We start from the raw sequence: 25394 nt of genomic DNA on the forward strand, positions 1-25394 counted from the left end.
GATGCGTCGTACCAGGTTCGGTCCACCCACCCTCATCGTCAGCGATGTCGACGGGACGCTGATCGACGACAGCAACACCGTGCGTCCCCTGACGCGCGAGGCGATCCGCCGTGCCGCGAAGGTGGGCACGACGTTCGTGCTGGCGACCGGCCGGCCCCCGCGGTGGGTCGCCGAGATCGCCGACCAACTCGACACCCTCACCTACGCGGTGTGCGCCAACGGCGCGATCGTCTACGACGTCGCGCAGGACAAGGTGCTGCACACGGCCACCCTCGACCCCGCCGCCCTGGTCCGGCTCGCCGGGTTCGCCCAGGAGCTGATCCCGGGGTGCGGTCTCGCCGCCGAGCGGGTGGGGGAGAGCGCCGACGACGCCGCGACGGCCCCGTTCGTCGCGTCGACCGGATACGAGCACGCGTGGCTCAACCCCGACCACATCGAGGTCGGCGACGACGAGGTCGTCTCGGCGCCGGCGGTCAAGCTCCTCGTACGCAAACCGGGGATGCCCAGCGGTGAGATGGCCCGCCGACTCTCCGAGGTGGTCGGCGACCTCGCCGCCGTGACCTTCTCCACCGACAACGGGCTCATCGAGCTCGCACTGCCGGGCATCAACAAGGCGTCGGGGCTGATGAAGCTCGCCGACATCGCCTCGCTGCCCACCGACGCGGTGATCGCGTTCGGCGACATGCCCAACGACATCGAGATGCTGCGCTGGGCCGACCGCGGCGTCGCCATGGCCAACGCGCACCCGGCGGCCAAGGCCGCGGCCGACGAGATCGCCTCCAGCAACGACAACGACGGTGTCGGACGAATCCTCATGCGCTGGTACGGATGACGGTCGGGGCGTGGACACGACGTCGGATCTTCGGGACACTGGCGGGGTGAACATGTTCAACGGTCGCCGCACCGCATCCCGGTCCATCGTCCTCGGCCTCACCGCCTCGGCCGCCGTCGTCGGCATCGGGATGGTGGGAGCAGGCGCCGCGTCCGCGGCCCCGACCACCACCGATCCGGGCGCCTCGGCCGCGGTCGCGGGCACCTACGACAAGAAGTTCGTCTCGCGCTACTACCCGACCCCGCAGAGCGCGGTCATCGGCGCGCAGATCAACCTCTACCTCTTCAACTCGGTACGCCTCAACGGCAACCAGGCCTGCTCCGAGCAGCCCCGTCCGGTGGTCAAGCCCGACACACCGACCGGCTGGACCGCGATCATCACCGCGACCTGCCTGTCGGATGCGGGTACCGCGCGCTCGACCGCTCCCGTCGGTCAGTAGGCCTCAGCCGACCGGCCCGGTGGTGGGCACCGGAACCGGTGCCGCCGCCGGGGGCGTGGTCGCGGTCGGCGGAGTCGTCGGTCGAGCGGCCGGGCTCAGCTGGTCGCGCATGCTGCGGGTGAACTCGTCGACGAACGCCTTGATCACCTTCACCACGACGCCGGTCGTCTTGTTGAACACCAGCGAACCGAACTGGAACGCCTGGGTGATGATGCCGCTGACGGCGTCGGTCTCACCGGAGACCGGCATGCCCAGCGCACTCTTCTCGAAGCCGGCTGCGCCCCACGCCTTCTCGATGGCACCCTGCACGACCTGCGCGCCGGTCTCCTTCGACCAGTAGATCTTGCCGTCGGAGAAGTTCACGTACTTGGCGGCGCCGTCGGGCGTCGTCATCTCCGGGGACTGCGCCTGGCCCAGGATGCCGGTGGCGCCACCCAGCGACAGCCACTTCTTCGCGATCGCTCCCACGTCGGTCGTGGACAGGACGTCCGCGGTACCCGGTGAGGTGCTCGGCGCACCCGGGGCGGCCGAGGAACCGGGTGCCGTCGGCGCCGCACTCGGGGTCCCCGCGGCGGCGAGGTTGCCCGCGGCCACGTCCCGGATCTGCGGCAGGGCCGCGTAACCGAGGGTGCCGGGGCACTCGGTGTTGTCGTAGTCGCGGTGACCGCTGATGACCGGCAGGTTCGACGTCTCACCCGCACCGAACTTCGCGGTGTCGAAGCCGATCGACGTCAGCTGCGCGTTGGCCTTCGGGTCGAGTCCGGCGAGCTTGAGTCGCCACCCGAGGAAGCTGCCCACCGACCGGATCTCCTCCGGCGTGGGTGCGATGTCGTTGTAGTTGCCGATCATCGCCACGCCGACGGTGTCGCGGTTGAAGCCGCCGGTGTGGGTGCCCTGCACGTTCTTGTCGAGTCCGCCGAACGCGCCCTCGAAGATCTGGCCGTACTTGTCGACCAGCGCGTTGTAACCGATGTCGCACCAGCCCAACGTCTGTGCGTGATAGGCGTAGATGCCGCGCACGATCTCGGCCGACTGCTCGGCGGTGTAGTCGTTGTTGCCCGCGGTGTGGTGGACGACCGCGGCCTTGAGGGTCGGGTCGTAGGTCGGTTGCTGGCACCGCTTGGACTCGTCGGCACCCCACTGCGCGCGGGTGATGATCGGCGGTTGCTGGCCGGGTAGGACCGCGGGCAGCCCGAGGCCGCCCGGTGCGCCACCGGCGCCGGGGTCGATCAGCGCGGCCTTGAGGGTCGAGACGACCTTCTCCAGCGCGTTCGGCGTCGACGGTGTCGTCATCGGGGCCGGGGCCGACGCGGTGGTGGTCGGTCCGGGTGGGGCCGGTGTCGCGGCGGGGGCCATCGGGTCGCCCTGCACCGGGGCGCGGGGGACGGTGAACGCACGCGGGGCGATCTCGCCCGGTGCCACCGACATCTCGGGAACGGTCGTGGTCGCGGTGGCGCCCGCCGACGGGGCCGGCTTCGCGCCCTCGACGCCCGGGGTGGCGACGCCGTCCTTGGTCACGACCACCTGGACGGCCTTGGTGTTGCCGACCCAGACCGGCTCGGTGCCCTGGCTGGTCGGCGCGCGTCCGGTGCGGACCGCGGGGCCGCCGTCGATGGGGTCGGCGGAGAACCACTTGCCCCACGAGCCGTCGGGCTGACGGGCGCGGACGTAGGCGGTCGTGTCGGACAGACCGTCCCAGGTCAGGGCGACCATGCTGAACGGGTCCTTGCGGGTGATCTCCTTGACCACCGCACCGGCGGGCACGGGTGCCGACACCGGCGTGCGGGGATCGGTGGTCACGGCCGGGCCCGAGGTGGACGGCGCCGACGACGGGAGCAACTCGGGCGGGATCAGACCGGTGGGCAGCACGCCGGGCGGCAACGCCCGCGCGATGTCGGGGATCTGGAGCTTGAGCAGGTCGAGGGGCGGGAGCGTCACGCCGACCCCGGCCAGACCGGATCGGACGAGGTCCAGCACCGTCGACGGGACCGTGTCGAGACTGACCTGGCGGATCGTGGTCGAGATGGCGTCGGACGCCGGTGTTCGCTGGTCGACGGCGTTGTCCGGGGCGCTGCCGCCCACGAGAACGGCCACCGGGCTCGCGACGACGACCGCCGCGACGGCCGCCAACACGATCGACGGTCTCGGTCGGCGATAGCGCACTGTGGATCTCCCTCGTTCGGCCCGCCGAAATCCGACAGACCGCCACATCGTGTCGGCGGGAGGGTGCGAAGTCCACGACCTCTGACGGCGTGGCGTGTAACTCGTGATGCTGTTGTGACATGAGTTCACTGTTGTGACTTCAATTCGGTCACTACAGTCGCTGGAGTCCCACCAGTCACTTGACCGCAACCCACATGAAGGATCGCCGATGGCACGTCGAGCCACCGACCGCAGAACGCTGACCTCGATCACGCTGGGGTTGGCTCCTGCTCTGGTGGTCTCCGCCATCGGCGTCGGCGCGTTCGTCGCGCACGAGTCGTCCATCGACGAGCCGGTGTCGCTCTCGGTCGGCGCCCAGGTGACCCTGATCGGCCACGGCTTCGGCCACGGGCGCGGGATGGGACAGTACGGCGCCTTCGGGTACGCGAAGAAGGGCTGGAAGTACGACCAGATCCTCGGCCATTACTACGGCGGCACGACCGCGGGGAAGACGGACAAGGCCGTGACGGTTGCGCTCACGCGCAACACCACGGCGAATGTGCGTGCGGACGCCGGGATGAGGGTCGGTGGCCAGACGGTGGCCCCCGGACAGGCGGTTCGTCTGTCCGGGACCACCGCCACCGTCACCGCGGGATGTGGCGGCGCCGTGGTGCGCACCATCCCGGTGACCCCACCGAAGATCGACCCGATCAACATCGCACCCAACCGACCCGCCAACGAGTGGCTGAAGTTCTGCGGGTCCAACGACGCCTACCGCGGCTCCATCGGCCTCGACGGCGGACGCGCGGTCAACATCCTCGCCGTCGACGACTACGTGAAGGGCGTGACGCCGAAGGAGAGCCCGGCGCGCTGGGCCGATCAGGGCGGCGCGGAGGCCCTCAAGGCGCAGGCGGTGGCCGCGCGCACCTACGCACTCGCCGCGACCGACAAGGGCAAGAAGATCGACGACACGATGATGTCTCAGGTCTACGGCGGTGCCGGCGCCGAGGATCCCCGTACCAACACCGCGGCCGACGCGACCGCGGGACAGATCCGCGTGGTCAACGGTGCGCCCGCGTTCACCGAGTTCTCCTCCTCGACCGGCGGCTACACCGCAGGCGTCAACTTCCCGGCCGTCGTCGACGACGGCGACACCGAGTCCCCGAACCACAACTGGACCACCACGGTCGGATCGAGCAGCATCGCCTCCGCCTTCGGCGTCGGGTCGCTGACCGGTATCCAGGTCGTCGAGGCCAACGGACTCGGCCCGGACAACGGACGCGCGACCAAGGTCAAGATCAGCGGTACGTCCCGGACGGTCGAGGCCACCGGCGACGACGTCCGCACGAAGCTCAAGCTGCGCTCGGCCTGGTTCACGGTGCAGGGTCAGCCCAAGCCGCGGATCGTCGCACCGCCCGCCGGTGTCGGCCCGTCCGCACCGTCCGGTGCCGCGGCGGGCACCCCCGGCGGCGTCCTGCCCTCGCTCGTCGACTCGCTCCTCGGGGCGGTCGGGGGTGGCGGCACACCCGGAACGCCGGCGACACCCGGTACCCCCGCGGCCCCGAGCACGACCGTCCCGGGTGAAGGCGCCCTGCCGAGCACCCTGACCGGTCCGGTGGCCGACCTGCTCAAGGCCGCGATCGCCGCCATCGACGCGAAGATCGCCGAGCTCGGCGGGCCGTCGGGCCTGCTCGGGCAGGTCCTGGGCCCGGTCATCACCATCGCGGGCGGCGCCGTGCAGAAGTTCGCGGGTGGCAACGTCTACTTCAGCCCGACCACCGGCGCGCATGTGCTGGCGGGCAAGGCACTGACGGATTTCGTGGCGAAGGGCGCCGAGGGCGCGCTCGGCTTCCCGTCCGCCGACGCCGGACCGTGAGTCCGGTTCGGTTACCCTGAACCCCCGTGGCAGTCGATACGCGGTATGACCTGATAGTCGTCGGTTCTGGTTTCTTCGGACTCACCATCGCCGAGCGGGCGGCCTCTCAGCTGGGCAAGCGGGTCCTGGTCCTCGACCGGCGGCACCATCTCGGCGGCAACGCGTACTCCGAGCCCGAGCCGACCACCGGCATCGAGATCCACAAGTACGGCGCGCACCTGTTCCACACCTCGAACACCAAGGTGTGGGACTACGTCAACCAGTTCACCGACTTCACCGGCTACCAACACCGCGTGTTCGCGCTGCACAAGGGGCAGTCGTACCAGTTCCCGATGGGTCTCGGCCTGATCTCGCAGTTCTTCGGCAAGTTCTTCTCGCCGGAGCAGGCGCGCGCGCTGATCGAGGAGCAGTCCGGCGAGTTCGACTCGCGCGATGCGCAGAACTTCGAGGAGAAGGCGATCTCGCTGATCGGCCGCCCGCTCTACGAGGCGTTCATCCGCGACTACACCGCCAAGCAGTGGCAGACCGACCCGAAGGAGTTGCCCGCGGGCAACATCACCCGGCTCCCGGTGCGCTACACCTTCGACAACCGCTACTTCAACGACACCTACGAGGGCCTGCCGGTCGACGGTTACACCGCGTGGCTCGAGAACATGACGCGAGACGAGAAGATCGAGGTCCGGCTGAACACCGACTGGTTCGACGTCCGCGACGAGCTGATCGCGCAGAACCCGGACGCGCCGATCGTCTACACCGGCCCGCTCGACCGCTACTTCGACTACGCCGAGGGTGAGCTCGGGTGGCGCACCATCGATTTCGAGACCGAGGTGCTCCCGGTCGGCGACTTCCAGGGAACGCCGGTGATGAACTACAACGACGACGACGTGCCGTTCATCCGTATCCACGAGTTCCGCCACTTCCACCCCGAGCGGGACTACCCGACCGACAAGACGGTCATCATGCGCGAGTTCTCACGCTTCGCCGAGTCCGGCGACGAGCCGTACTACCCGATCAACACCCCCGAGGACCGCACCAAGCTCGCGCGCTACCGCGAACTGGCGAAGTCCGAGACCTCCGCGCGCAAGGTGCTCTTCGGCGGGCGGCTGGGGACCTACCAGTACCTCGACATGCACATGGCCATCGCGAGCGCACTGACGATGTACGAGAACACCGTGGCGCCGCACCTGGCCGACGGAAAACCGCTCGCCGAGTCGGAGTGACGATGACCGTCACCGCCGACACCCTGCTGCAGCGGGTCATCTTCCCGCGTCCGGGCGAGCCGCTCGACGTGCGGTCGCTGTACCTCGTCGAGGCCGAGACCAACAGTCGCCGAGCGCATTCGCCGAGCCGGACCTCGGTGCTGCTGACCGCGGAGTCCGAGGCCGGCTTCGGCTCGTACTTCAACGCGTTCGCCGCGTCGTACTGGCGGCGGTGGAGCATCCTGCAGTCGGTCATCCTGCGCGTCGAGGTCATCGGCACCTGCCGTGTCGACCTCTACCGCTCGAAGGTCGACGGCGCGCGCATCGGGCTCGGCGGCGACCTGGTGCCCACCGACGACGACGGCCACGGCGTCATCGAGTTCGAACTCGACCTCGGTCCGTTCGAGGACGGCGGCTGGATCTGGTTCGACGTCACCACCGACACCGACACCGAGATCGTCAGCGCCGGTTGGTACGCCCCCATCCCCGCGCCCGGCGGGCGCGAGAAGGCCCGGGTCACCGTCGGCATCCCGACGTTCAACCGACCGACCGACGCGGTGGACGCCCTGCGTGCGCTGACCTCCGACCCGTTGGTCGACGGCGTCATCGACGCGGTGCTGATGCCCGATCAGGGCAACCGCAAGGTCGTCGACGAGCCCGGTTACGACGTCGCACGTGACGCCCTCGGTGACCGGCTGCACATCTTCGACCAGCCCAACCTCGGCGGTTCCGGTGGATACGCGCGCATCATGTACGAGGCGCTGCGACTCACCGACAGTCCGTACGTCCTGTACATGGACGACGACATCGCGATCGAGCCCGACTCGATCCTGCGCGCGCTGGCGCTGTCGCAGTACGCGAAGACCCCGATGCTCGTCGGCGGGCAGATGCTCAACCTGCAGGACCGCAGCCACCTGCACTGCATGGGTGAGGTCATCGACCCGCACACCTTCATGTGGACCGCGGCGCCCTACGTCGAGTACGACCACGACTTCGCGAAGTACCCGCTCACCGACCGCGACAACTCCAAGAACCTGCACCGTCGCATCGACGTCGACGGCAACGGGTGGTGGATGTGCATGATCCCGCGGGAGTGCGCCGAGACCATTGGCCTGCCGATGCCGCTGTTCATCAAGTGGGACGACTGGGAGTTCGGGCTGCGCGCGGCGAAGGCCGGGTACCCCACCGCGACCATCCCCGGCATCGCGATCTGGCACATGGCGTGGAGCGACAAGGACGACGCCATCGACTGGCAGGCGTACTTCCATCTGCGCAACCGTCTCGTCGTCGCAGCCATCCACCACGACGGTCCCATTGGCGGGATCGTGCAGTCGATGGCCAAGGCCACGGCGAAACACCTGCTGTGCCTGGAGTACTCGACGGTGGCGATCCAGAACGAGGCCATCCGCGACTTCCTCGCCGGGCCGGACCACATCCGCGAGCTGCTGCCGACCGCGCTGCCCAAGATCGCGGGCATGCGCAAGCAGTACCCCGACGCCGTCGTCCTGCCGTCGGCGACGGTCCTGCCGCGCACCAGCGGCGAGGCCACCGCGCTGGGGATGTTCGAGCCGCGCAACCCGATCCGCAAGCTCAGGGCCCTCGCCGGCGCCGTCGTCAACAACGCGCGCCCCGCTGATCCCCGTCACCACGAGGTGCCGCAGGCGAACTACCCACCGCTGCAGGCGAGATGGTTCAGCCTCGGGCGGGTCGACGGTGTCACCGTGACCACCGCCGACGGCCGCGGCGTCGTCTACCGTCAGCGTGACCGCGCGAAGATGATCGCCCTGGCCAAGGAGTCGGCGTCCCTCGTCCGCGAACTGAACAACCGGTTCCCCGAGATGCGCACGCAGTACCGCGCGGCGCACGCGGAACTCACGAGCAAGGAGAGCTGGGCACGTGTCTTCGGACTCGACTGACCACGGACGCGGCGAGGCCGCGATCCTGGTCGCCATCCAGAACGCGATCGCCGACCGGCCCGGTGTCCTGCCCGCCGCGCGCGGTCTCTCGCACCTCGGCGAGCACGCTCTGGGGTGGACGGGTTCGGCCGCGATCGGCCTGGCCGTCGCCTTCGCCCGCGACGACCTGCCCGCCCAGACCCGATGGGTGCAGGCCGGTGTCGGCGCCTTCGGTGCCCACGCGGCGTCGGTCGTCGTCAAGCGCATCGTGCGCAGGCAGCGGCCCAGCGATCCACGTATCCGGATCGGCGTCTCCACTCCGAGCCGGCTCAGCTTCCCCTCGTCACACGCCACCTCGACCACCGCAGCGGCGATCCTGCTGGGCCGCGCCGCGGGTCTGCCGGACGGCGTCCTACCGGCCCTGATCGTCCCGCCGATGGTGGCGTCGCGGCTGGTCCTGGGCGTCCACTACCCGAGCGACGTCGCCGCAGGCGCCGTGTTGGGTGCAGTCTGTGCGGTCGCGGTCACCCGTGATGACAGACTGTTCGCGCACCTGACGGCCAGATTGTCGCGCGGGGCGAGAACGACGCTGCGAGGTCGCGGGCAGGCGTCGGTGCTGAACATAGGAGTGCGATGAGCGAGGAACCGATCGAGGCGACCGACGTGAAGGGGCCGCCGAAGAACCTGGCGGCGGGCCTGATCAAGGCCGTCCGCCCACGGCAGTGGGTCAAGAACGTCCTGGTCCTCGCCGCACCACTGGCCGCCGGAGCCGTCGACGACGGTGACGTGCTGGCCCGCTCGGCCATCGCCTTCGTCGCGTTCTGCCTGGTCGCGTCGTGTGTCTACCTCGTCAACGACGCCCTCGACGTCGAGGCCGACCGCGCGCACCCCACCAAGCGCTACCGGCCGATCGCCGCGGGTGTCGTCCCCCGCAACCTCGCCTTCGCCCTCGCGATCGTGCTCGGTGTCGCCTCGCTGGCGATCTCGTTCCTGGCGAACTGGCAACTCGCGCTGGTGATCGGCATCTACCTCGTGATCCAGCTGGGGTACTGCTTCGGACTCAAGCACCAGGCCGTCGTCGACATCTGCATCGTCTCGTCCGGATTCCTGCTGCGCGCGATCGCCGGCGGCGTCGCGGCGGAGCTGCCCAAGGGCCTGTCGCAGTGGTTCCTGCTGGTGATGGCGTTCGGGTCGTTGTTCATGGCCGCGGGCAAGCGGTACGCCGAGCTGCAGTTGGCCGAGCGAACCGGCGCCAAGATCCGCAAGTCGCTGGAGTACTACACGGCCACCTACCTGCGGTTCGTGTGGACACTCTCGGCGACCGCGGTCGTGCTCTCCTACGGACTGTGGGCGTTCTCGCGCGACCACGACACCAACGTCTGGTACGCCATCTCGATGGTTCCGTTCACCATCGCGATCCTCCGGTACGCGGTCGACGTCGACGGCGGTGAGGCCGGTGAGCCCGAGGAGATCGCGCTGGGAGACCGCGTCCTCCAGTTCTGCGCGGTGGCGTGGCTAATATGCGTTGGTGTCGCGGTCTACTTCGTCAGCTGAGGCTGACCCCACCGATCGCGCAGCGATGACGTCCGATCGGTCCTCCCACGCGGTTCCGCGCGTCTCACGGATCCGTGCCGGCCTCCCGGCAACCACCTTCGCGATCAGTGCGCTCGTCGTGGGCATCCTCTTCGCCGGGGGTGCCTGGCAGCGACGATGGATCGCCGACGACGGTCTGATCGTCCTGCGGACCGTGCGCAACCTCCTCGCGGGCAACGGCCCGGTGTTCAACAAGGGCGAGCGCGTCGAGGCCAACACCTCCACGGTGTGGACCTATCTGATCTGGTTCTGGACCTGGATCACCGACGCCGAACCCGAGTACGTGGTGCTGTGGATCGCGCTGGTGCTGTCGGTGACGGCGCTGCCGCTGGCGATGTACGGCACCTACCGCATGCTCGGCCTGCACGGCCGCGACGGCTGGACCATCCTGGTGCCGCTCGGCGCCCTGGTCTACATCGCGCTGCCGCCGGCCCGAGACTTCGCCACCAGCGGTCTCGAGGTCTCGCTGTGCATCTTCTGGATCGCGCTGCTGTGGTGTCAGGTGATCTCGTGGAGTCGCCGCGACCCCGACCGATCCGGCGGCACGACGTCGCTGTTGTTGCTCGGGTTCACCGCCGGGCTCTCACCTCTCATCCGCCCCGAGCTCGCGCTGCTCGGCGGTCTGGTCCTGCTGCTGGTGTTCGCCACCCACATGTCGTGGCGCCTGCGCGTCGTCTTCGTCGTCGTCGCGGCCATCACGCCGGTCGCGTACCAGATCTTCCGGATGGGGTACTACGGCCTGCTCGTGCCGAACACCGCGGTGGCCAAGGACGCCAGCGGGTCGAAGTGGAAGCAGGGCTTCACCTACCTGGGCAACATGTTCAGCCCGTACATCCTGCTGCTGCCGCTGCTCGTCGCGGCGGTCGCGGCCCTGCTCACCTGGTACCTGCGGCGTCGCGCAGTCGACCGGGTCGCCCTCGCGTCGATCGGCCGCGTCGAGCGGTTCCGCCACGGCCTGCGCTCACCGGGCGCGGTCGTCGTGGTCATCGTGATCGCCGGGTTCATCGAGTCGGCCTACTGGATCCGCCAGGGCGGCGACTTCATGCACGCCCGCGTGCTCCTGGTCCCGCTGTTCATCCTGATGCTGCCGGTGATGATCATCCCGATCGCGCTGCCGTCGGCCCTGGGTCGCGCATCGGCGGTACCGATCGTCGGCGCCGTCCTGTCGACCGCGTTCTTCGTGACCACCGTCGTGTGGGCCGTGGCCACGTCGCACTCGCCGGGGATGAACAACGGCACCGACATCGGCCGCAGCGGCATCGTCGACGAGCGGCGCTACTACATCCAGAACATCGGGGTCGAGCACCCGATCACCGCCGAGGACTACCTCAACTACCCGCGTATCCGGGCGATGGTCGACGCGATCAACGAACATTCCGCGCAGGGTGGTGTGCTGCTGCCGTCGGCGAACTACGACGAGTGGTACTTCGATCCGCAGCCCGACGTCCTGCCCCGCGGCGTGCCCCGGCAGCTGACCGTCTACTACCTCAACCTCGGTATGACGAGCATGAACTCGTCGCTCGACGTCCGGGTGATCGACCAGGTCGGCCTCGCGTTCCCGATCGCCTCGCACACCGAGCGGCTGCCCGACGCCCGCATCGGCCACGACAAGGACCTCGACTCCGAGTGGGTCATCGCCGAGGCCGGGGCCGTGCCGTTCCCGCCGCTGCTGCCCGGTTACCTCGACCCGGACTGGGTCCGGCAGTCGCGCGAGGCGCTGACCTGCAAGCCGACCCAGGACCTGATCGCCTCGTTCGAGGCGCCGATGAGCTTCTCCCGGTTCCGCAACAACATCCGACAGTCGTTCGCGTTCAACAGCTATCGGATCAACCGCGTCCCGCTCTACGAACTGCAGCGGTGCAAGCTGCCGATCCCGCCGCCGGTCTTCGGTCGCTGAGCCCCAGGTTGCAGATCGCAAACATCTCGGTTGCGTAACGCAGGGACGACGCGGACCGATAAAGTCCGACGAGGCAAAATCGGCAGGTCACGTACGTGCGACAGACGGTCAACGATCACAGTTCAACGTTTGTCAGACCGAACGGCATCCAATAGGCTCCCGTTCGGCGCTCACGGACCTTTTCGATGCGCTACAGGTCCGTCATGGGCCGACCGACAGAGAGAAGGCAACAGTCGATGCGTGCTAGCAGTCCGAGAAGAACCGGCTCCAGGGTGACCGACCCGGCCCGGAGTCAGGTCTCCATCGGAAGGCGGCTCCTCGCCGTGTTCCTCGCCACCGCCACGTTCGCGGGCCTGGGCATCGCCGTCGGTTCCGGCGGAACCGCCTCGGCCGCGCCCCGCGTCCAGCAGATCACCCTGGCCGACTCGTGTGGCATGCCCCCGGTGAAGGTCCGCATGTGGACCCGCCCGGGCAACTACAAGACCGTCATCGCGCTCGACGGCCTGCGTGCCACCAACGACGTGAGCGGTTGGGAGCACAACACCAAGATCCAGAACATGGCCGACTCCGGCGTCAACGTGGTCGAGCCCGTCGGCGGCATCGCCAGCTTCTACAGCGACTGGAACGCCCCCAGCAACTTCAACAACCAGAAGTTCCGCTACCGGTGGAAGTGCCTGATCGACCAGAAGTTGATCCCCGAGCTCGATCGTCGTGGACTCGACGTCGGTCCGCGCCGCCAGTACGCGATCATGGGCATCTCCATGGGTGGCAACTCGGCCATGGTGCTCGGCGCCAACAACCGTCGCATCTCGCACCTGTTCTCGATGTCGGGCTACCTGAACCTCTCGGCTCCCGGTATGCGTGAGGCCATCCGCATCGCCCTGCTCGACGCGGGTATCGAGGCCGGCGTCGGACCGTTCAACTCCGACTCCATGTGGGGACCGCCCACCAGCGTCCGCTGGTTGGAGAACGACCCGTTCGTCCAGATCGGCAAGATGCGCGGCAAGAAGGTGCGCGTCGCCGCGGGCAGTGGCCTGCAGGGCCGGTTCCCGGTCAGCCCGATCGGTCTGATCCAGGGCTCGCCGCTCGAGGCCTTGTCGCTGGCGCAGTCGCGGGCGTTCCAGGTCCAGGCGCTGATCAACAACGTCGCGATCACCTCGGACTTCCCGTCCACCGGTATCCACGACTGGGGCTACTGGTCGGACATGGTCTTCCGTGCGAAGAACCAGGGCTGGTTCCGCGACTGAGCTGATCCGCCGCTCGTGAGACCCACACCACCGTAGGTGGTCACAGAAACCTCACGAGTCACACGAATTCACACACGCCACAGTGTGGCAACGTCACATCGGGACGCCCTACGTGTAGACACACACACGTAGGGCGTTCTGCTGTTCGCCGGGACAAACGTTTCGGGACCGGCAGAACCGTTGGTGGCGAAGGAGATCGGTCAGATGCGGCAGTGGCGGCGTGGGGTTCTATCGGTGACAGCGCCTGCGGCGGCACTGCTGATGGTGCTCGGCACCGGGGTCGCGGTCGCAGCACCCGACTCGTCGGACGCGCCGGCGGCTCCGGCCGCCTCGGCCGCCCCGGCGGCATCGCCCGCTCCCGCCGTGACGCCGGTGTCGGGGGTCAAGGTGACCAACACCAAGTGGTACTCCGATCGGCGCGTGGCGGTGTGGGTCTACTCCCCGTCGATGGGCCGCAACATCCAGGTGCAGATCCTGCTGGCGCGTGACTGGAACCAGTCGCCCGACGAGCGGTTCCCGCAGCTGTACATGCTGGACGGCCTGCGAGCGCAGGACGACCAGAACGGCTGGATCATCAACACCGACGTCGAGAACTTCTACAAGGACAAGAACGTCAACGTCATCCTGCCGGTGGGCGGCGAGTCCAGCTTCTATACCGACTGGCAGAAGCCCGACAACGGCAAGAACTACCAGTGGGAGACGTTCCTGACCAAGGAGCTCCCGCCGGTCCTGCAGGGGCAGTGGCGCTCGACCGACGTCCGCGGCATCCAGGGACTGTCGATGGGCGGCAGCGCGGCGATGATGCTCGCCGAGCGCACCCCGGGCTTCTTCCGCTACGCGGCCTCGTTCTCCGGCATCCTGCAGCTCAGCTCGTTCGGCATGCCGCAGGCCGTGCAGTTCGCGGTCCGCGACGCCGGCGGCTACGACTCGGCCAAGATGTTCGGGCCGCCGTCGGACCCGGCGTGGAAGGAACACGATCCCTTCCTGCACGCCGACAAGCTCAAGGGCGTCAGTCTCTACGTGTCGTCGGGCAACGGTCTGCTCGGTCAGTACGACACCCCCTCGACGCTGCCGTACCTGGCCACCAACTACGCCGGCGTCGGACTCGAGGTCCTCTCGCGGGTGACCTCGACCCAGTTCGCGACCAAGCTCAACCAGCTCGGCGTGGCCGCGCAGGTCGTCTACCGCCCGTCGGGCACGCACACCTGGAAGTACTGGGAGTTCGAGATGCACCAGGCGTGGCCGCAGGCCGCCCGCGCCCTGGGCATCGCCGCCGACACCCCCAAGTGCGGCGTGGCGGGCGCGATCAAGCCGGTCGCGGCCAAGCACTCCGAGCTCGGCGAGTGCATGACGCCGGAGTACGGCGTCCCGGGCGGACGCGCACAGGACTTCCGCGGCGGACGCGTGCTCTGGTCGGGCAAGACCGGCGCCCACGTGGTCGCGGGTGCCATCGGTGGCGCCTACGTCGCCGCGGGCGGTCCCGGCGGCTACCTCGGTTTCCCGGTGAGCGACGAACTGGGCACCCCGGACCGCAAGGGCCGGCTGAACAAGTTCGAGCGCGGCTACGTCTACTGGACCCAGGCCACCGGCGCGCACGCGGTCTCAGGCGCCATCCTCGCCGACTGGGGCAAGGCCGGCTACGAGCGCGGCCCGATGGGATACCCCACCGGCGACGAGGTCGACACCCCCGACAACAAGGGCCGCGTGCAGGGTTTCTCCCTCGGCGCGTACTACTTCTCGGCGGCCACCGGGGCGCACTCCGTGCAGGGTCGGATCTTCGACAAGTACGGCAAGACCGGTTACGAGGGCGGATACCTCGGGTTCCCGACCTCCAACGAGATCGGCGCGGCCCGGGGCGGACGCTTCAACCGGTTCTCCGGCGGCAACATCTACTGGACCGCCGCCAAGGGCGCGTTCGCGATCCCGTCCGGACCGATCTTCGACGCCTGGGCGACCGTGGGGTTCGAGGGCGGTCGGCTCGGCTACCCGATCAGTGATCAGTTCCAGATCACCGGTGGGAACCGGATCAACTTCGAGAAGGGCTACATCGAGGTGGTCGACGGCACCGCCGTCATCCACTGACAACGGCGGCCTTCGGTACCGTGGCCGAGGTCCTGTCGGGGCACATGACGGTTCTTCACGACGATGGCGAGGGAAGTGACAGTGAGCGGACTCTGGGTACGGATCGTGACAGCGGCGGCGGGGTTGACGCTGACCGTCGGTGTGGCGACCGCGTGCGGGAGCAGCGACTCCACGGTCAGCGCGCCGTCGAGCAGCGACGCGCCGGTGAGTTCGAGTGCGCCCACGTCGTCGTCCGCGTCGAGCAGTGCCCCGTCGTCGGGTGCGGTGTCGTCGAGTGACTCGAGCCTGCCCGCCACCGCGCCGCAGGACACCCCCGCGCCGTCGAACTTCCCGGGCGGGGCCGCACCGGCGCCGCAGGGCAGCAAGGGCGCCGCGTACCTGGCCGAGCTCAAGCGCCAGAACGTGACGATCCCCAACGACCCCGACAACTCGATCGCGCTGAGCTCGGCGGAGTTCGTCTGCTCGGAGCGGGCCAAGAAGAGCCCGGCGTCGCAGATCAAGACTTTCGTGACGGCCATCGTCGGTTCCGGGACGACCGACCCGACGGCCGCCGCGGCGACCGCCGACAAGGTGATCGCCGCCGCGTCGTCGACCTACTGCAAGTAACCGGACATGTCCGGAAACAGACGCTCGGCCCGGGGTCGGACCGCGGCGCGCAAGCCCCGCCGACGCAAACTCGTGCTCTTCGGCATCCTCGGGGTCGTCGGCCTCGCGATCGTGGCGATCATCCTCGTCGTGATCCTCGTGATCACCATCATGCGGCCGGGACCGACGGGCCCCGGTCGCGGACCGGGCGCACCGTCGAGCACCTCGCAGCGTCCGACGGCACAGCCGGCGGACTGCCCCGACGTACAGACCATCGTGATCCCCGGGACGCTCGAGTCGTCGGCCACCGACGACCCGTACAACCCGACCGCGAACCCGAACTCGCTGATGCTCAAGGTGTCTCGGCCGCTGGGGGAGCAGTTCCCGTCGTCACGCGCCGACGTCTACACCGTCCCCTACGTCGCGCAGTTCCGTAACCCGACGAATCTCGCCGACCGCCAGGTCGACTACAACGTGTCGCGCGCACAGGGCAACGCGCGCGCCAAGGCCAAGATGACCGAGGTCAACCAGCGCTGCCCGCTGACCGGCTTCGTGCTGATGGGCTTCTCGCAGGGCGCGGTGATCGCCGGCGACATCGCCTCCGACATCGGCAACGGTCGGGGCCCGGTCGCCCAGGACCTCGTCCTCGGGGTCGGCCTGATCGCCGACGGCCGTCGGCAGAAGGGGGAGGCCAACGACGTGGGGCCGAGCCCGGACGGTGTCGGTGCGGAGATCGCGCTCGGCGGATTCGGCACGCTGGTCCCCGGTATCGCGATGACCGGTGCCCGCGCGGGCGGCTTCGGCGACGTCAAGGACCGCACCTACGCGATCTGCGCGTCCGGCGACCTGATCTGCGATTCGCCGACGATCCTCAACCCGCTCGACGCCATCGGCAAGATCGCCGGCGCACTGAACAATCCCGTACACGCGCTCTACAACACCACCCGGTACTGGGATGACGACGGCGCCTCGGCGACGCGATGGATGTACGGCTGGGCGCGCTCGACCATCGAGAAGGCGCCCCGTCCCGAACACAACTGAACGGGCCTTGGTGTGTCACACGCCACGAGAGGTTTGGGTACGTACAGGTGACGCCCGTATCGTGTCCGAGGTTCGAGCCACGACGACACACCTGAGGAGAGCAGATGACGACCGACGCAGCCGCGCCGACGCCGGCTTTGCGCCCGTTCCGATTCGCTGCCGGCGGTGAGGGCAACCGTGACGAGGGCGGGGCCCGCAAGTTCGTGGCCCTGGCGCAGAAGGCCGAGGAGTACGGCTTCGACACCTTCGCCATCCCCGATCACCTGGAGAACCAGGTCGGTCCGCTCGCCGCGCTCGGTGCGCTGAGCCAGGCCACGAGCACCATCCGTCTGGCGACGACCACGCTGGCCGCCGGGTTGCGACACCCCGTGGTGCTGGCGAAAGAGGCCACCACCATCGACGTGCTGTCCAAGGGGCGGCTGGAACTGGGCATCGGCGCGTCCTGGCTGCGCGAGGACTTCGAGGCCGCAGGCATCCCGTTCGGCACCCCCGGCGAGCGCCTGCGCCAGCTCGACGAGGCCCTGACCATCCTCGACGGCCTGATGCGCGGCCAGGAGGTCACCTTCTCCGGCGAGTTCTACGACGTGAAGGGTGTCGTGGGCACCCCGCGACCGCGGCAGGGACCCCGGCCGCCGATCCTGGTCGGCGCGGGCGGTCCGCGGATGCTCGAGCTCGCGGCGAAGCACGCCGACATCATCTCCATCGCCACCGGCAGCACCCCCGACGGCAAGCTGAAGCTCTCGGACATGACCATCGAGAAGACCATCGACCGCGTCGACCGCGTCCGTCGTGCCGCCGGCGACCGTTTCGACCAGATCGAACTCAACTGGACCATCGCGACGATCCTGGTCACCGACGACCGCGTCTCGACCGCGGAGATGGTGCTCGGTGCGATCGACAGCGGCTTCCCGCCGAACATGGCCAAGGACGCCGATCTGACCGTCGAGGACATCCTGGCCTCGCCGTACATCATGTGCGGCACGTTCGAGGAGATCGCCGAGCAGGTCCGTTCGGTGCGCGAGCGGACCGGGATGTCCTATGTCGGGGTGTTCCCGACCCAGATGGACGCGTTCGCACCGATCATCCCGATCCTGCGAGGGGAATGAATGATCGTTGACCGAGGTAACCACCCGGCCCCGCACTTCGGGCCGTTAGGATACTCAGAGTTTGTCCCACCATCGATGACGGCGGCCGCGGGGAACCGGACGTGTCGAGGGCAGGATTCTGCAAGGTGACGTACCGAGCAAGGCACGCTTGGGGGGCGGATCCGAGACCGGGTAGACATATCCGGTCGACGGATCCCGATCGTCGACGACGGTCGTCGAGCCGCCCAGTCGGAGCGACGAAGCGAATCGACGATCGGGGCTAGCAATGCCAACAGGAGTACGAATGAAGACCGCGTTTGACGAGTTCCTCGACGAGTCCGGGAATCTGCACTTCAGCGAAGAAGACACCCTGGTCGATTACGTCGAGCGCAATGTCCGCGAGAAGGCCGACACGTTGGCCTACCGCTTCATGGACTACAGCCGTGAGCGCGACGGTGAGGCGATCGAGCTCACCTGGGCCCAGTTCGGCAAGCGTCTGCGTGCCATCGCCGCGCGCCTGCAGCAGGTCACCAAACCCGGCGACCGCGTCGCGATCCTGGCCCCGCAGTCGCTCGAGTACGTCATCGGTTTCTTCGGCGCCCTGTACGCGGGCAACATCGCCGTGCCGCTGTTCTCCCCGGACGAGCCGGGTCACACCGACCGTCTGCACGCGGTACTCGGTGACTGCACGCCCAGCGCGATCCTGACCGCGACCAAGTCGGCCGAGGCCGTCCGTGACTTCTTCAAGCACCTGCCCGCCAAGGAACGTCCCCGTGTGATCGCGGTCGACGCCGTGCCCGACTCGGTCGGCGAGACCTGGCGGCAGCCGGTGACCAAGCTGCACGACATCGCCTACCTGCAGTACACCTCCGGCTCCACCCGGACCCCGGCAGGCGTGGAGATCACCTACGAGTCCGTCTCGGCGAACGCCCTGCAGATGATCGAGGCGATGAATCTGACCGACGCCTCGCGCGGCGTCACCTGGCTCCCGATGTTCCACGACATGGGCCTGCTGACCATCATCATCCCGGCGCTCGGCGGCAAGTACATCACCATCATGAGTCCGGCCGCGTTCGTCCGCAGGCCCGGCCGGTGGATCAACGAGCTCGCCGCACTCAGCGACGGCGCGGGCACCTTCGCCGCCGCGCCGAATTTCGCCTACGAGCACGCCGCGGCCCGCGGTCTGCCCCGTGAGGGTGAGACCCTCGACCTGAGCAACGTCATCGGGCTGATCAACGGCAGCGAGCCGGTCACGGTCAGCTCCATGACGAAGTTCAACGAGACGTTCGCGCCGTACGGTCTGGCCAAGACGGCGATCAAACCGTCCTACGGCATGGCCGAGGCGACGCTGTTCGTCTCCACCTCCAGGCGCGACACTCCGGCCAAGGTCATCTACGTCGACCGCGACGCCCTGAACGCCGGACGTTTCGAGGAGGTCGACGAGAACGCCCCGGGCGCCGTCGCGCAGGTCTCGTGCGGCCAGGTGTCGGTGAGCCAGTGGGCCGCGATCGTCGACTCCGAGAACGCCACCGAACGTCCCGACGGCCACGTCGGCGAGATCTGGCTCAACGGCATCAACCTCGGCCACGGCTACTGGGGCAACGAGGCCGAGACCAAGAACACCTTCCGCAACAGCCTGGTGAACCCGCTGGAGTCGGGCAGTCACTCCGCGGGGGCCCCGGACAACGACCGCTGGCTGCGGACCGGCGACTACGGCGTCTGGTACCAGGACGAGCTCTACGTGACCGGCCGCGTCAAGGACCTGGTCATCGTCGACGGCCGCAACCACTACCCGCAGGACCTGGAGTTCAGCGCGCAGGAGGCGAGCACGGCACTGCGCCCGGGCTTCGTCGCGGCGTTCGCGGTGCCCGCCAACCAGCTGCCCGCCGAGGTGTTCGAGTCGGCGGCGAGCGGCCTGAAGTTCGACGCGCACGACAGCTCCGAGCAGTTGGTGATCGTCGCCGAGCGCAACACCGGAAAGCGGGCCGATCCGCAGGAGGTCTCCGACACCGTCCGGGCGGCCGTCGCACAGCGTCATGGTGTGATGGTCCGAGACGTGCTGTTGGTCCCGGCCGGCTCCATCCCGCGTACCTCCAGCGGCAAGATCGCCCACACCGCATGCAAGAACGCCTACATCGACGGAACGCTGCGCGGCGGTCACACGCAGACCGCGTTCCCCGATGCACCTGATGCCACGTAACAGTCTGGATATCGATGTCTGAGCACGACCCGACGACCACACCCACCGCTTCAGATGGGGAGACCGTGGGTGACCTGACCGTCGCCGAACTCCGCGACTGGTTGCGTCAGTGGGTCGCGACGGCGACCGGGATGCCGGTCGACCAGATCTCCGACGACCGCCCGATGGAGGAGCTGGGTCTCGCCTCGCGGGACGCGGTGGCCATGGCCGCCGACATCGAGGACAAGACCGGTGTCCTGCTGACCGCGACGGTGGCCTACCAGCACCCGACGATCGCGTCGCTGGCCAAGCGCATCATCGAGGGCGACCCCGACGAGGGACTCGTCACCGACGAGGACGCGACGTTCTATCAGCGTGAGCGAGCCGCCGACGACGACATCGCGATCGTCGGTGTGTCCACCCGTTTCCCCAAGGCCGGGCACACCCCGGAGTCGACCTGGGACATGCTCATCAACGGCGGCGACGGCATCACCGACCTGCCCGAGGACCGCTGGACCGAGTTCAAGGCCGTCCCGCGGATGGCCGAGGTGATCGCCGAGGCCAACGTGCACGGCGGATACCTCGACGACGTGAAGGGCTTCGACGCCGACTTCTTCCAGATGTCGCCGCGTGAGGTCGAGATGGTCGACCCGCAGCAGCGGCTCGCCCTCGAATTGACCTGGGAGGCGCTCGAACACGCGCACATCCCGCCGAGCGATCTCAAGGGCGGCGAGGTCGGTGTCTTCATCGGCAGCTCCACCAACGACTACCAGATGCTCGCGGTTTCCGATCCCGAGGCGATGGGCGACACCGCGGCCTACGCGCTGACCGGTACCTCGACCTCGATCGTGGCCAACCGCGTCTCGTACTACTACGACTTCCACGGTCCGTCGGTCGCGATCGACACCGCGTGCTCGTCGTCGCTGGTGGCCGTGCACCAGGCGGTGCGCAGCCTCCGATCGGGCGAGACCGACGTCTGCCTCGCCGGCGGCGTCAACATGCTCATCACCCCCGCGGCGACGCTCGGCTTCGACAGCATCGGCGTGCAGGCCAAGAACGGTCGCATCAAGGCGTTCTCCGCCGACGCCGACGGCATGATCCGCTCGGAGGGCGGCGGTCTCGTCGTCCTCAAGCGGGTGGCCGACGCCCGCCGCGACGGCGACACCATGCTGGCGATCATCGCCGGCTCGGCCGTGAACTCCGACGGCCGGTCCAACGGTCTGCCCGCCCCGAACCCGGAGGCGCAGGTCAAGGTGCTGCGCAGCGCCTATCGCGACGCGGCCATCGACCCGAAGGACGTCGACTACATCGAGGCCCACGGCACCGGAACGATCCTCGGTGACCCCATCGAGGCCGACGCGCTCGGCCGTGTGGTCGGTCGCGGACGGCCGGTCGACAAGCCCGCCCTGCTCGGTTCGGCGAAGACCAACTTCGGCCACCTCGAGGCCGCGGCCGGCTCGGCCGGGCTGATCAAGCTCGTGCTGTCGATGCAGAACGACAAGCTGCCCGCCTCGCTGAACTACACCGGTCCCAACCCGTACATCCAGTTCGAGGCGACGCGGCTGCGCGTCATCGGAGAGTCGGCCGACTGGCCGCGCTACAGCGGCCACGCCGTCGCGGGTGTGTCCGGCAACGGCTTCGGTGGCACCAACGCCCACGTGGTGGTCCGCGAGGTGTTGCCCACCGACCTCGTCGAGCCGGTCGCGGCACCCGTCGGCGACGCCCACGACACCACCGCGGACTTCGACCGGGCCGATCTGGAGCACTCGTCGCTCGACCGGGCGGACCTGGGTCTCGACCCCGACGAGGACGACGAATACCTGACCGACGCCGAGAAGGCGGCCGCGGGACTGTTCGCGCACGCGGCACCGGCCGCGGCCGAACCGGTTGTCGCCGAGGCCGACCCGATCGCCGGGTACGCACCGTGCGCCGTCGAGGGCATGGTCGTGCCGCTGGTGATCTCCGGCTTCCTGCCGTCGCGTCGCCGCAAGAGCGCCACCGACATCGCCGACTGGATCGACTCCGACGCCGGTCGCGCCACCCCGCTCGCCGACATCGGTCGTGCGCTTGCGCACCGCAACCACGGACGCTCGCGCGCCGTGGTGATGGCGAACGACCACGACGAGGCCGTGCGCGGCATGCGTGCGGTGGCCGAGGGCAAGAACAGCCCGCTCGTCTTCAGCTGCGACACCCCCGATCCCACCTCGGCGGTCTGGTTGCTGTCCGGTTTCGGCTCGCAGCACCGCAAGATGGCCAAGCAGCTCTACCTCGAGAACCCGGTGTTCGCGAAGACGCTGGACGAGATCGACACCTACGTCCAGAACGAGCTCGGCTACTCGATCGTCGAGATGTTCACCGACGACGAGCAGACCTACGGCATCGAGACCGCGCAGGTCGGCATCTACACGATCCAGGTCGGGCTGACCGAGTTGCTGCGCCATCACGGCGCCGAACCCGGTGTGCTGGTGCCACATTCGATGGGTGAGGCCTCTGCCGCGTACATCAGCGGCGGACTCTCGCTCGAGGACGCCACGCGGGTCATCTGTCAGCGTTCGCGTCTGATGGGTGAGGGCGAGGCGAGCCTCGTCGGTGACGACATCCGGCTGATGGCGCTGGTCGAGTACAGCGCCGACGACATCACCGGCGTCCTGGCCGACTACCCCGATCTCGAGATCTGCGTCTACGCCGCGCCGACCCACACGGTCATCGGTGGCCCGGAGAAGCAGGTCGACGCGATCGTCGCCCGCGCCGAATCCGAGGGCAAGCTCGGGCGCAAGCTGCAGACCAAGGGCGCCAGCCACACCGCGCAGATGGACCCGCTGCTCGGCGAACTCGCCTACGAGCTCACCGGCATCGAGCCGCTGCGCCCCACGGTCGGCTTCTACAGCTCCATCGACCGGGAGACGTTCTACCGTCCGGGCAGTGAGCCGGTCCACACCATCGAGTACTTCACCAAGGGCCTACGTCACAGCGTCTGGTTCTCCCAGGCGATCGCCAAGTCGGTGGAGAACGGGCACCGCACCTTCATCGAGCTCTCGCCCAACCCGGCCGTCCTGATCTCGGTCGCTGCGGTCACCTTCGCCGCCGGACTGCACGACGCCGAGCTCATCGAGACGCTGCGTCGCAAGGAGGACGAGAACCTCGGTGTCGTGACGGCCCTGATGAAGCTCTACGTCCACGGGCATTCCGCCGACATCTCGTCGCTGTTCGGTCCTGGCGCGTTCGCCGACATCCCGCGTACCCGCTTCGAGCGCAAAGAGTTCTGGATGCGCGCGCAGATCAACGGCGGCTCGGGCACCAACCGGATCCCCGGCGCCCACGTCGCGTTGCCCGACGGTCGGCACGCCTGGGAGGTGGCCGCGTCGGTGGTCACCGACCCGCGAGAGTTGGTCGCGGCCGCGGCCGCGCAGGTCCTCACCGAGGTCCACGTCGGTGCGGTCGAGGCCCGCGGACCGGTGGTCGGTGAGGGGACCGTCACGACGACGCTCAACCCGCACCCCGGTGGCGCATCGCTGCAGGTCCATTCCAAGGCCGTCGACGGCACCTTCACGCTGTTGTTCGATGCGGTCGTGACCTCGGGCGGCCCGCTGGGCGGCACCGCCGCCGATTGGGAACCCATCACGACACCCACGCCGGCCGAGGCCGCCGAGGCGTCCGGGTTCGTCGACACCAAGGTCGTCGTCGAGCCGGAGATCATCGAGGACATCGGGTCCCGATGGGACGCGGAGAGCGGTCAGAGCGTCGACGACCGCGTCGCGTTGATCATCGCCGAGTCGATGGGCTACGAGGCAGAGGACCTGCCGCGGGAGATCCCGCTGATCGAGCTGGGTCTCGACTCCCTGATGGCCATGCGGATCAAGAATCGTGTCGAGTACGAGTTCGACATCCCGCAGCTCCAGCTGCAGGCGATGCGCGAGGCGGACCTGCGCGACGTCACCAAGTTCGTGACCTACGCCGTCGAGCATCGTGAGGAGGTCGCGGCGCTCGCCTCCGACGCCGCCGGTGGCGGTGAGATCGACACCGCGGCCATCGCGGAACTGATCGACGCACCGAGCGCACCGGCACCCGCTGAACCGGCCACCCCCACCGCTCCGCCCGAGCCGGTCGCCGAGATCGCCGAACCGACGCCCGCCGAGCCGGAGGCCCGGCCCGTCGCGGCCGCGGGTGACCTCATCAGTCAGGCGGCCGTCGCCGCGGCCGCCGGGGCGGACGTGCCGCCGCGTGACGCGGCCGAGCGACTCACGTTCGGTGTGTGGGCGATGGTCACCGGTCGCTCCGCCGGCGGCATCTTCACCAAGCTGCCGGTCCTCGACGAGGAGATGGCGGAGAAGCTGACCGAGCGCCTTTCCGAGCGCGCCGGTGGCGAGATCGACATCGAGGACGTCCTGGACTCGGAGACCATCGAGGACCTGTCCAGCTACGTGCGCGACCAGCTCGAGGGCGGTGCGGTCGACGGCTTCGTCCGCTACCTGCGCACGGTCGAGGGGTCGACCCGTCCGCCGCTGCTGCTGTTCCACCCCGCGGGTGGCTCGTCGATGGCCTACGAGGCCCTGCTCAAGCGTCTGCCCGAGGACGTGCCGGTGATCGGTTTCGACCGCGTCGAGGGCACGATCGCCGAGCGCGTCGAGCAGTACCTGCCCAAGCTGCGCGAGGTCGTCCCGCACGGTCCGTACCTGTTGGCCGGGTGGTCACTGGGCGGTGCGCTGGCCTACGGCTGCGCGCAGGGTCTGCGTGCGGCCGGCGAGGAGGTCGCCCTGGTGGCGCTGCTGGATGCGGTCCGTCCCAACGGTTCTCCCGAGGAGAGCCAGGACGAGAAGCGGGCCCGCCTGGAGCGCTACATGACGTTCGCCAAGCGCACCTACGGCGTCGACGACGTCCCGGTGCCGATGGACCGTCTGGTCGAGGCCGACGACGAGGGTCAGTTCCGGATCATCATGGAGCTGCTGTCGATGAGCAACGCCAAGATCCCCGGCGGCATCATCGAGCACCAGCGGACGTCGTTCCTGGACAACCGCGCGTTGTCGACCATCACCCCCACGCGGTACGACGGCAAGGTGGTCCTCTATCGCGCCGACAAGATGCAGGACGGCGCCATCGAACTCGAGCCGCGCTGGGCCGACATCCCGCGCGACGGGCGCTGGGGCGAGGTCGTCGACGACCTCGAGATCGTCCACATCGGCGGCGACCATCTCGCGATGATCGACGAGCCGTACATCGGGCGGATCGGGGCCGACCTCACCCGACGCCTGACCGATCTGGTCTCCGCACAGCACAGCGGTGCGGGTGCATCGAAGGAATGAGC

17 protein-coding genes are annotated in these 25394 nt (G+C 68.8%); 15 read left to right on the top strand and 2 right to left on the bottom strand.

All coding sequences use genetic code 11. The features are described from left to right. The first annotated feature begins 1 nt into the window (after window position 1). Both LX13_RS10460 and LX13_RS10465 read left to right on the top strand, forming a co-directional pair. Window positions 2–832, top strand: coding sequence for an HAD family hydrolase (locus LX13_RS10460; RefSeq protein WP_253661265.1), 831 nt, complete (start codon window positions 2–4; stop codon window positions 830–832). A 46-nt stretch (window positions 833–878) separates the two neighbouring features. Further along, window positions 879–1271 (top strand): hypothetical protein, encoded by a 393-nt coding sequence (locus tag LX13_RS10465; protein WP_253661266.1) that lies wholly within the window; start codon window positions 879–881, stop codon window positions 1269–1271. A gap of 3 nt (window positions 1272–1274) precedes the next feature. Here LX13_RS10465 and LX13_RS23450 read toward each other — a convergent pair whose 3' ends face one another. Then, window positions 1275–3434 carry an N-acetylmuramoyl-L-alanine amidase gene (locus LX13_RS23450; RefSeq protein WP_253661267.1) on the bottom strand — a complete coding sequence of 720 codons (2160 nt, stop codon included), beginning with the start codon at window positions 3432–3434 and terminating at the stop codon, window positions 1275–1277. A 208-nt stretch (window positions 3435–3642) separates the two neighbouring features. Between LX13_RS23450 and LX13_RS10475 the strand changes: the two genes are divergently transcribed. The 8 genes from LX13_RS10475 (at window position 3643) to LX13_RS10510 (ending at window position 15202) form a co-directional block, all read left to right on the top strand. Next, a complete protein-coding gene (locus tag LX13_RS10475; RefSeq protein ID WP_253661268.1) occupies window positions 3643–5289 on the top strand; it encodes a SpoIID/LytB domain-containing protein in 1647 nt (548 codons plus the stop codon). Between the two features lie 26 nt (window positions 5290–5315). Further along, on the top strand, window positions 5316–6509 hold the full coding sequence (gene glf / locus LX13_RS10480; RefSeq protein WP_253661269.1) for a UDP-galactopyranose mutase: 1194 nt from the start codon (window positions 5316–5318) through the stop codon (window positions 6507–6509). Window positions 6510–6511: 2 nt separating this feature from the next. After that, the gene (locus LX13_RS10485) at window positions 6512–8404 is read left to right on the top strand and encodes a glycosyltransferase (protein WP_253661270.1); all 1893 of its coding nucleotides are present in this window, start codon (window positions 6512–6514) and stop codon (window positions 8402–8404) included. After that, window positions 8385–9020, top strand: coding sequence for a phosphatase PAP2 family protein (locus LX13_RS10490; protein WP_253661271.1), 636 nt, complete (start codon window positions 8385–8387; stop codon window positions 9018–9020). The genes LX13_RS10485 and LX13_RS10490 overlap by 20 nt, the downstream gene beginning before the upstream one ends. Then, on the top strand, window positions 9017–9937 hold the full coding sequence (locus LX13_RS10495) for a decaprenyl-phosphate phosphoribosyltransferase (RefSeq protein ID WP_253661272.1): 921 nt from the start codon (window positions 9017–9019) through the stop codon (window positions 9935–9937). Before LX13_RS10490 ends, LX13_RS10495 begins: the two co-directional genes overlap by 4 nt. Before the next feature lie 25 nt (window positions 9938–9962). Then, entirely contained in the window at window positions 9963–11873 is a 1911-nt protein-coding gene (locus tag LX13_RS10500) for an arabinofuranosyltransferase AftB family protein (protein ID WP_253661273.1), read from the top strand. A gap of 236 nt (window positions 11874–12109) precedes the next feature. Then, a complete protein-coding gene (locus LX13_RS10505; protein WP_253661274.1) occupies window positions 12110–13120 on the top strand; it encodes an alpha/beta hydrolase in 1011 nt (336 codons plus the stop codon). A gap of 204 nt (window positions 13121–13324) precedes the next feature. After that, complete coding sequence (locus LX13_RS10510) at window positions 13325–15202, top strand: alpha/beta hydrolase-fold protein (RefSeq protein WP_372499868.1); 1878 nt, start codon at window positions 13325–13327, stop codon at window positions 15200–15202. Here LX13_RS10510 and LX13_RS23455 read toward each other — a convergent pair. Then, on the bottom strand, window positions 15163–15498 hold the full coding sequence (locus LX13_RS23455) for a hypothetical protein (RefSeq protein WP_253661275.1): 336 nt from the start codon (window positions 15496–15498) through the stop codon (window positions 15163–15165). The two genes, LX13_RS10510 and LX13_RS23455, sit on opposite strands and share 40 nt — an antisense overlap. Between LX13_RS23455 and LX13_RS23460 the strand changes: the two genes are divergently transcribed. From LX13_RS23460 to pks13, 5 genes are all read left to right on the top strand, one after another. Beyond that, window positions 15467–15808: a DUF732 domain-containing protein gene (locus LX13_RS23460; RefSeq protein ID WP_253661276.1), complete on the top strand. Its 342-nt coding sequence runs from the start codon at window positions 15467–15469 to the stop codon at window positions 15806–15808. The genes LX13_RS23455 and LX13_RS23460 overlap by 32 nt on opposite strands. A gap of 6 nt (window positions 15809–15814) precedes the next feature. Further along, on the top strand, window positions 15815–16828 hold the full coding sequence (locus tag LX13_RS10525) for a cutinase family protein (protein ID WP_253661277.1): 1014 nt from the start codon (window positions 15815–15817) through the stop codon (window positions 16826–16828). 104 nt (window positions 16829–16932) lie between these two features. Then, window positions 16933–17934, top strand: coding sequence for an LLM class F420-dependent oxidoreductase (locus tag LX13_RS10530; RefSeq protein ID WP_253661278.1), 1002 nt, complete (start codon window positions 16933–16935; stop codon window positions 17932–17934). A gap of 283 nt (window positions 17935–18217) precedes the next feature. Continuing rightward, window positions 18218–20113 (top strand): long-chain-fatty-acid--AMP ligase FadD32, encoded by a 1896-nt coding sequence (gene fadD32 / locus LX13_RS10535; protein ID WP_253661279.1) that lies wholly within the window; start codon window positions 18218–18220, stop codon window positions 20111–20113. A gap of 14 nt (window positions 20114–20127) precedes the next feature. Further along, the gene (gene pks13, locus LX13_RS10540) at window positions 20128–25392 is read left to right on the top strand and encodes a polyketide synthase Pks13 (RefSeq protein ID WP_253661280.1); all 5265 of its coding nucleotides are present in this window, start codon (window positions 20128–20130) and stop codon (window positions 25390–25392) included. The last annotated feature ends 2 nt before the right edge of the window (window positions 25393–25394 follow it).

Origin of the sequence: Williamsia maris (assembly GCF_024171815.1) — a bacterium.
Lineage (GTDB): Bacteria > Actinomycetota > Actinomycetes > Mycobacteriales > Mycobacteriaceae > Williamsia_A > Williamsia_A maris.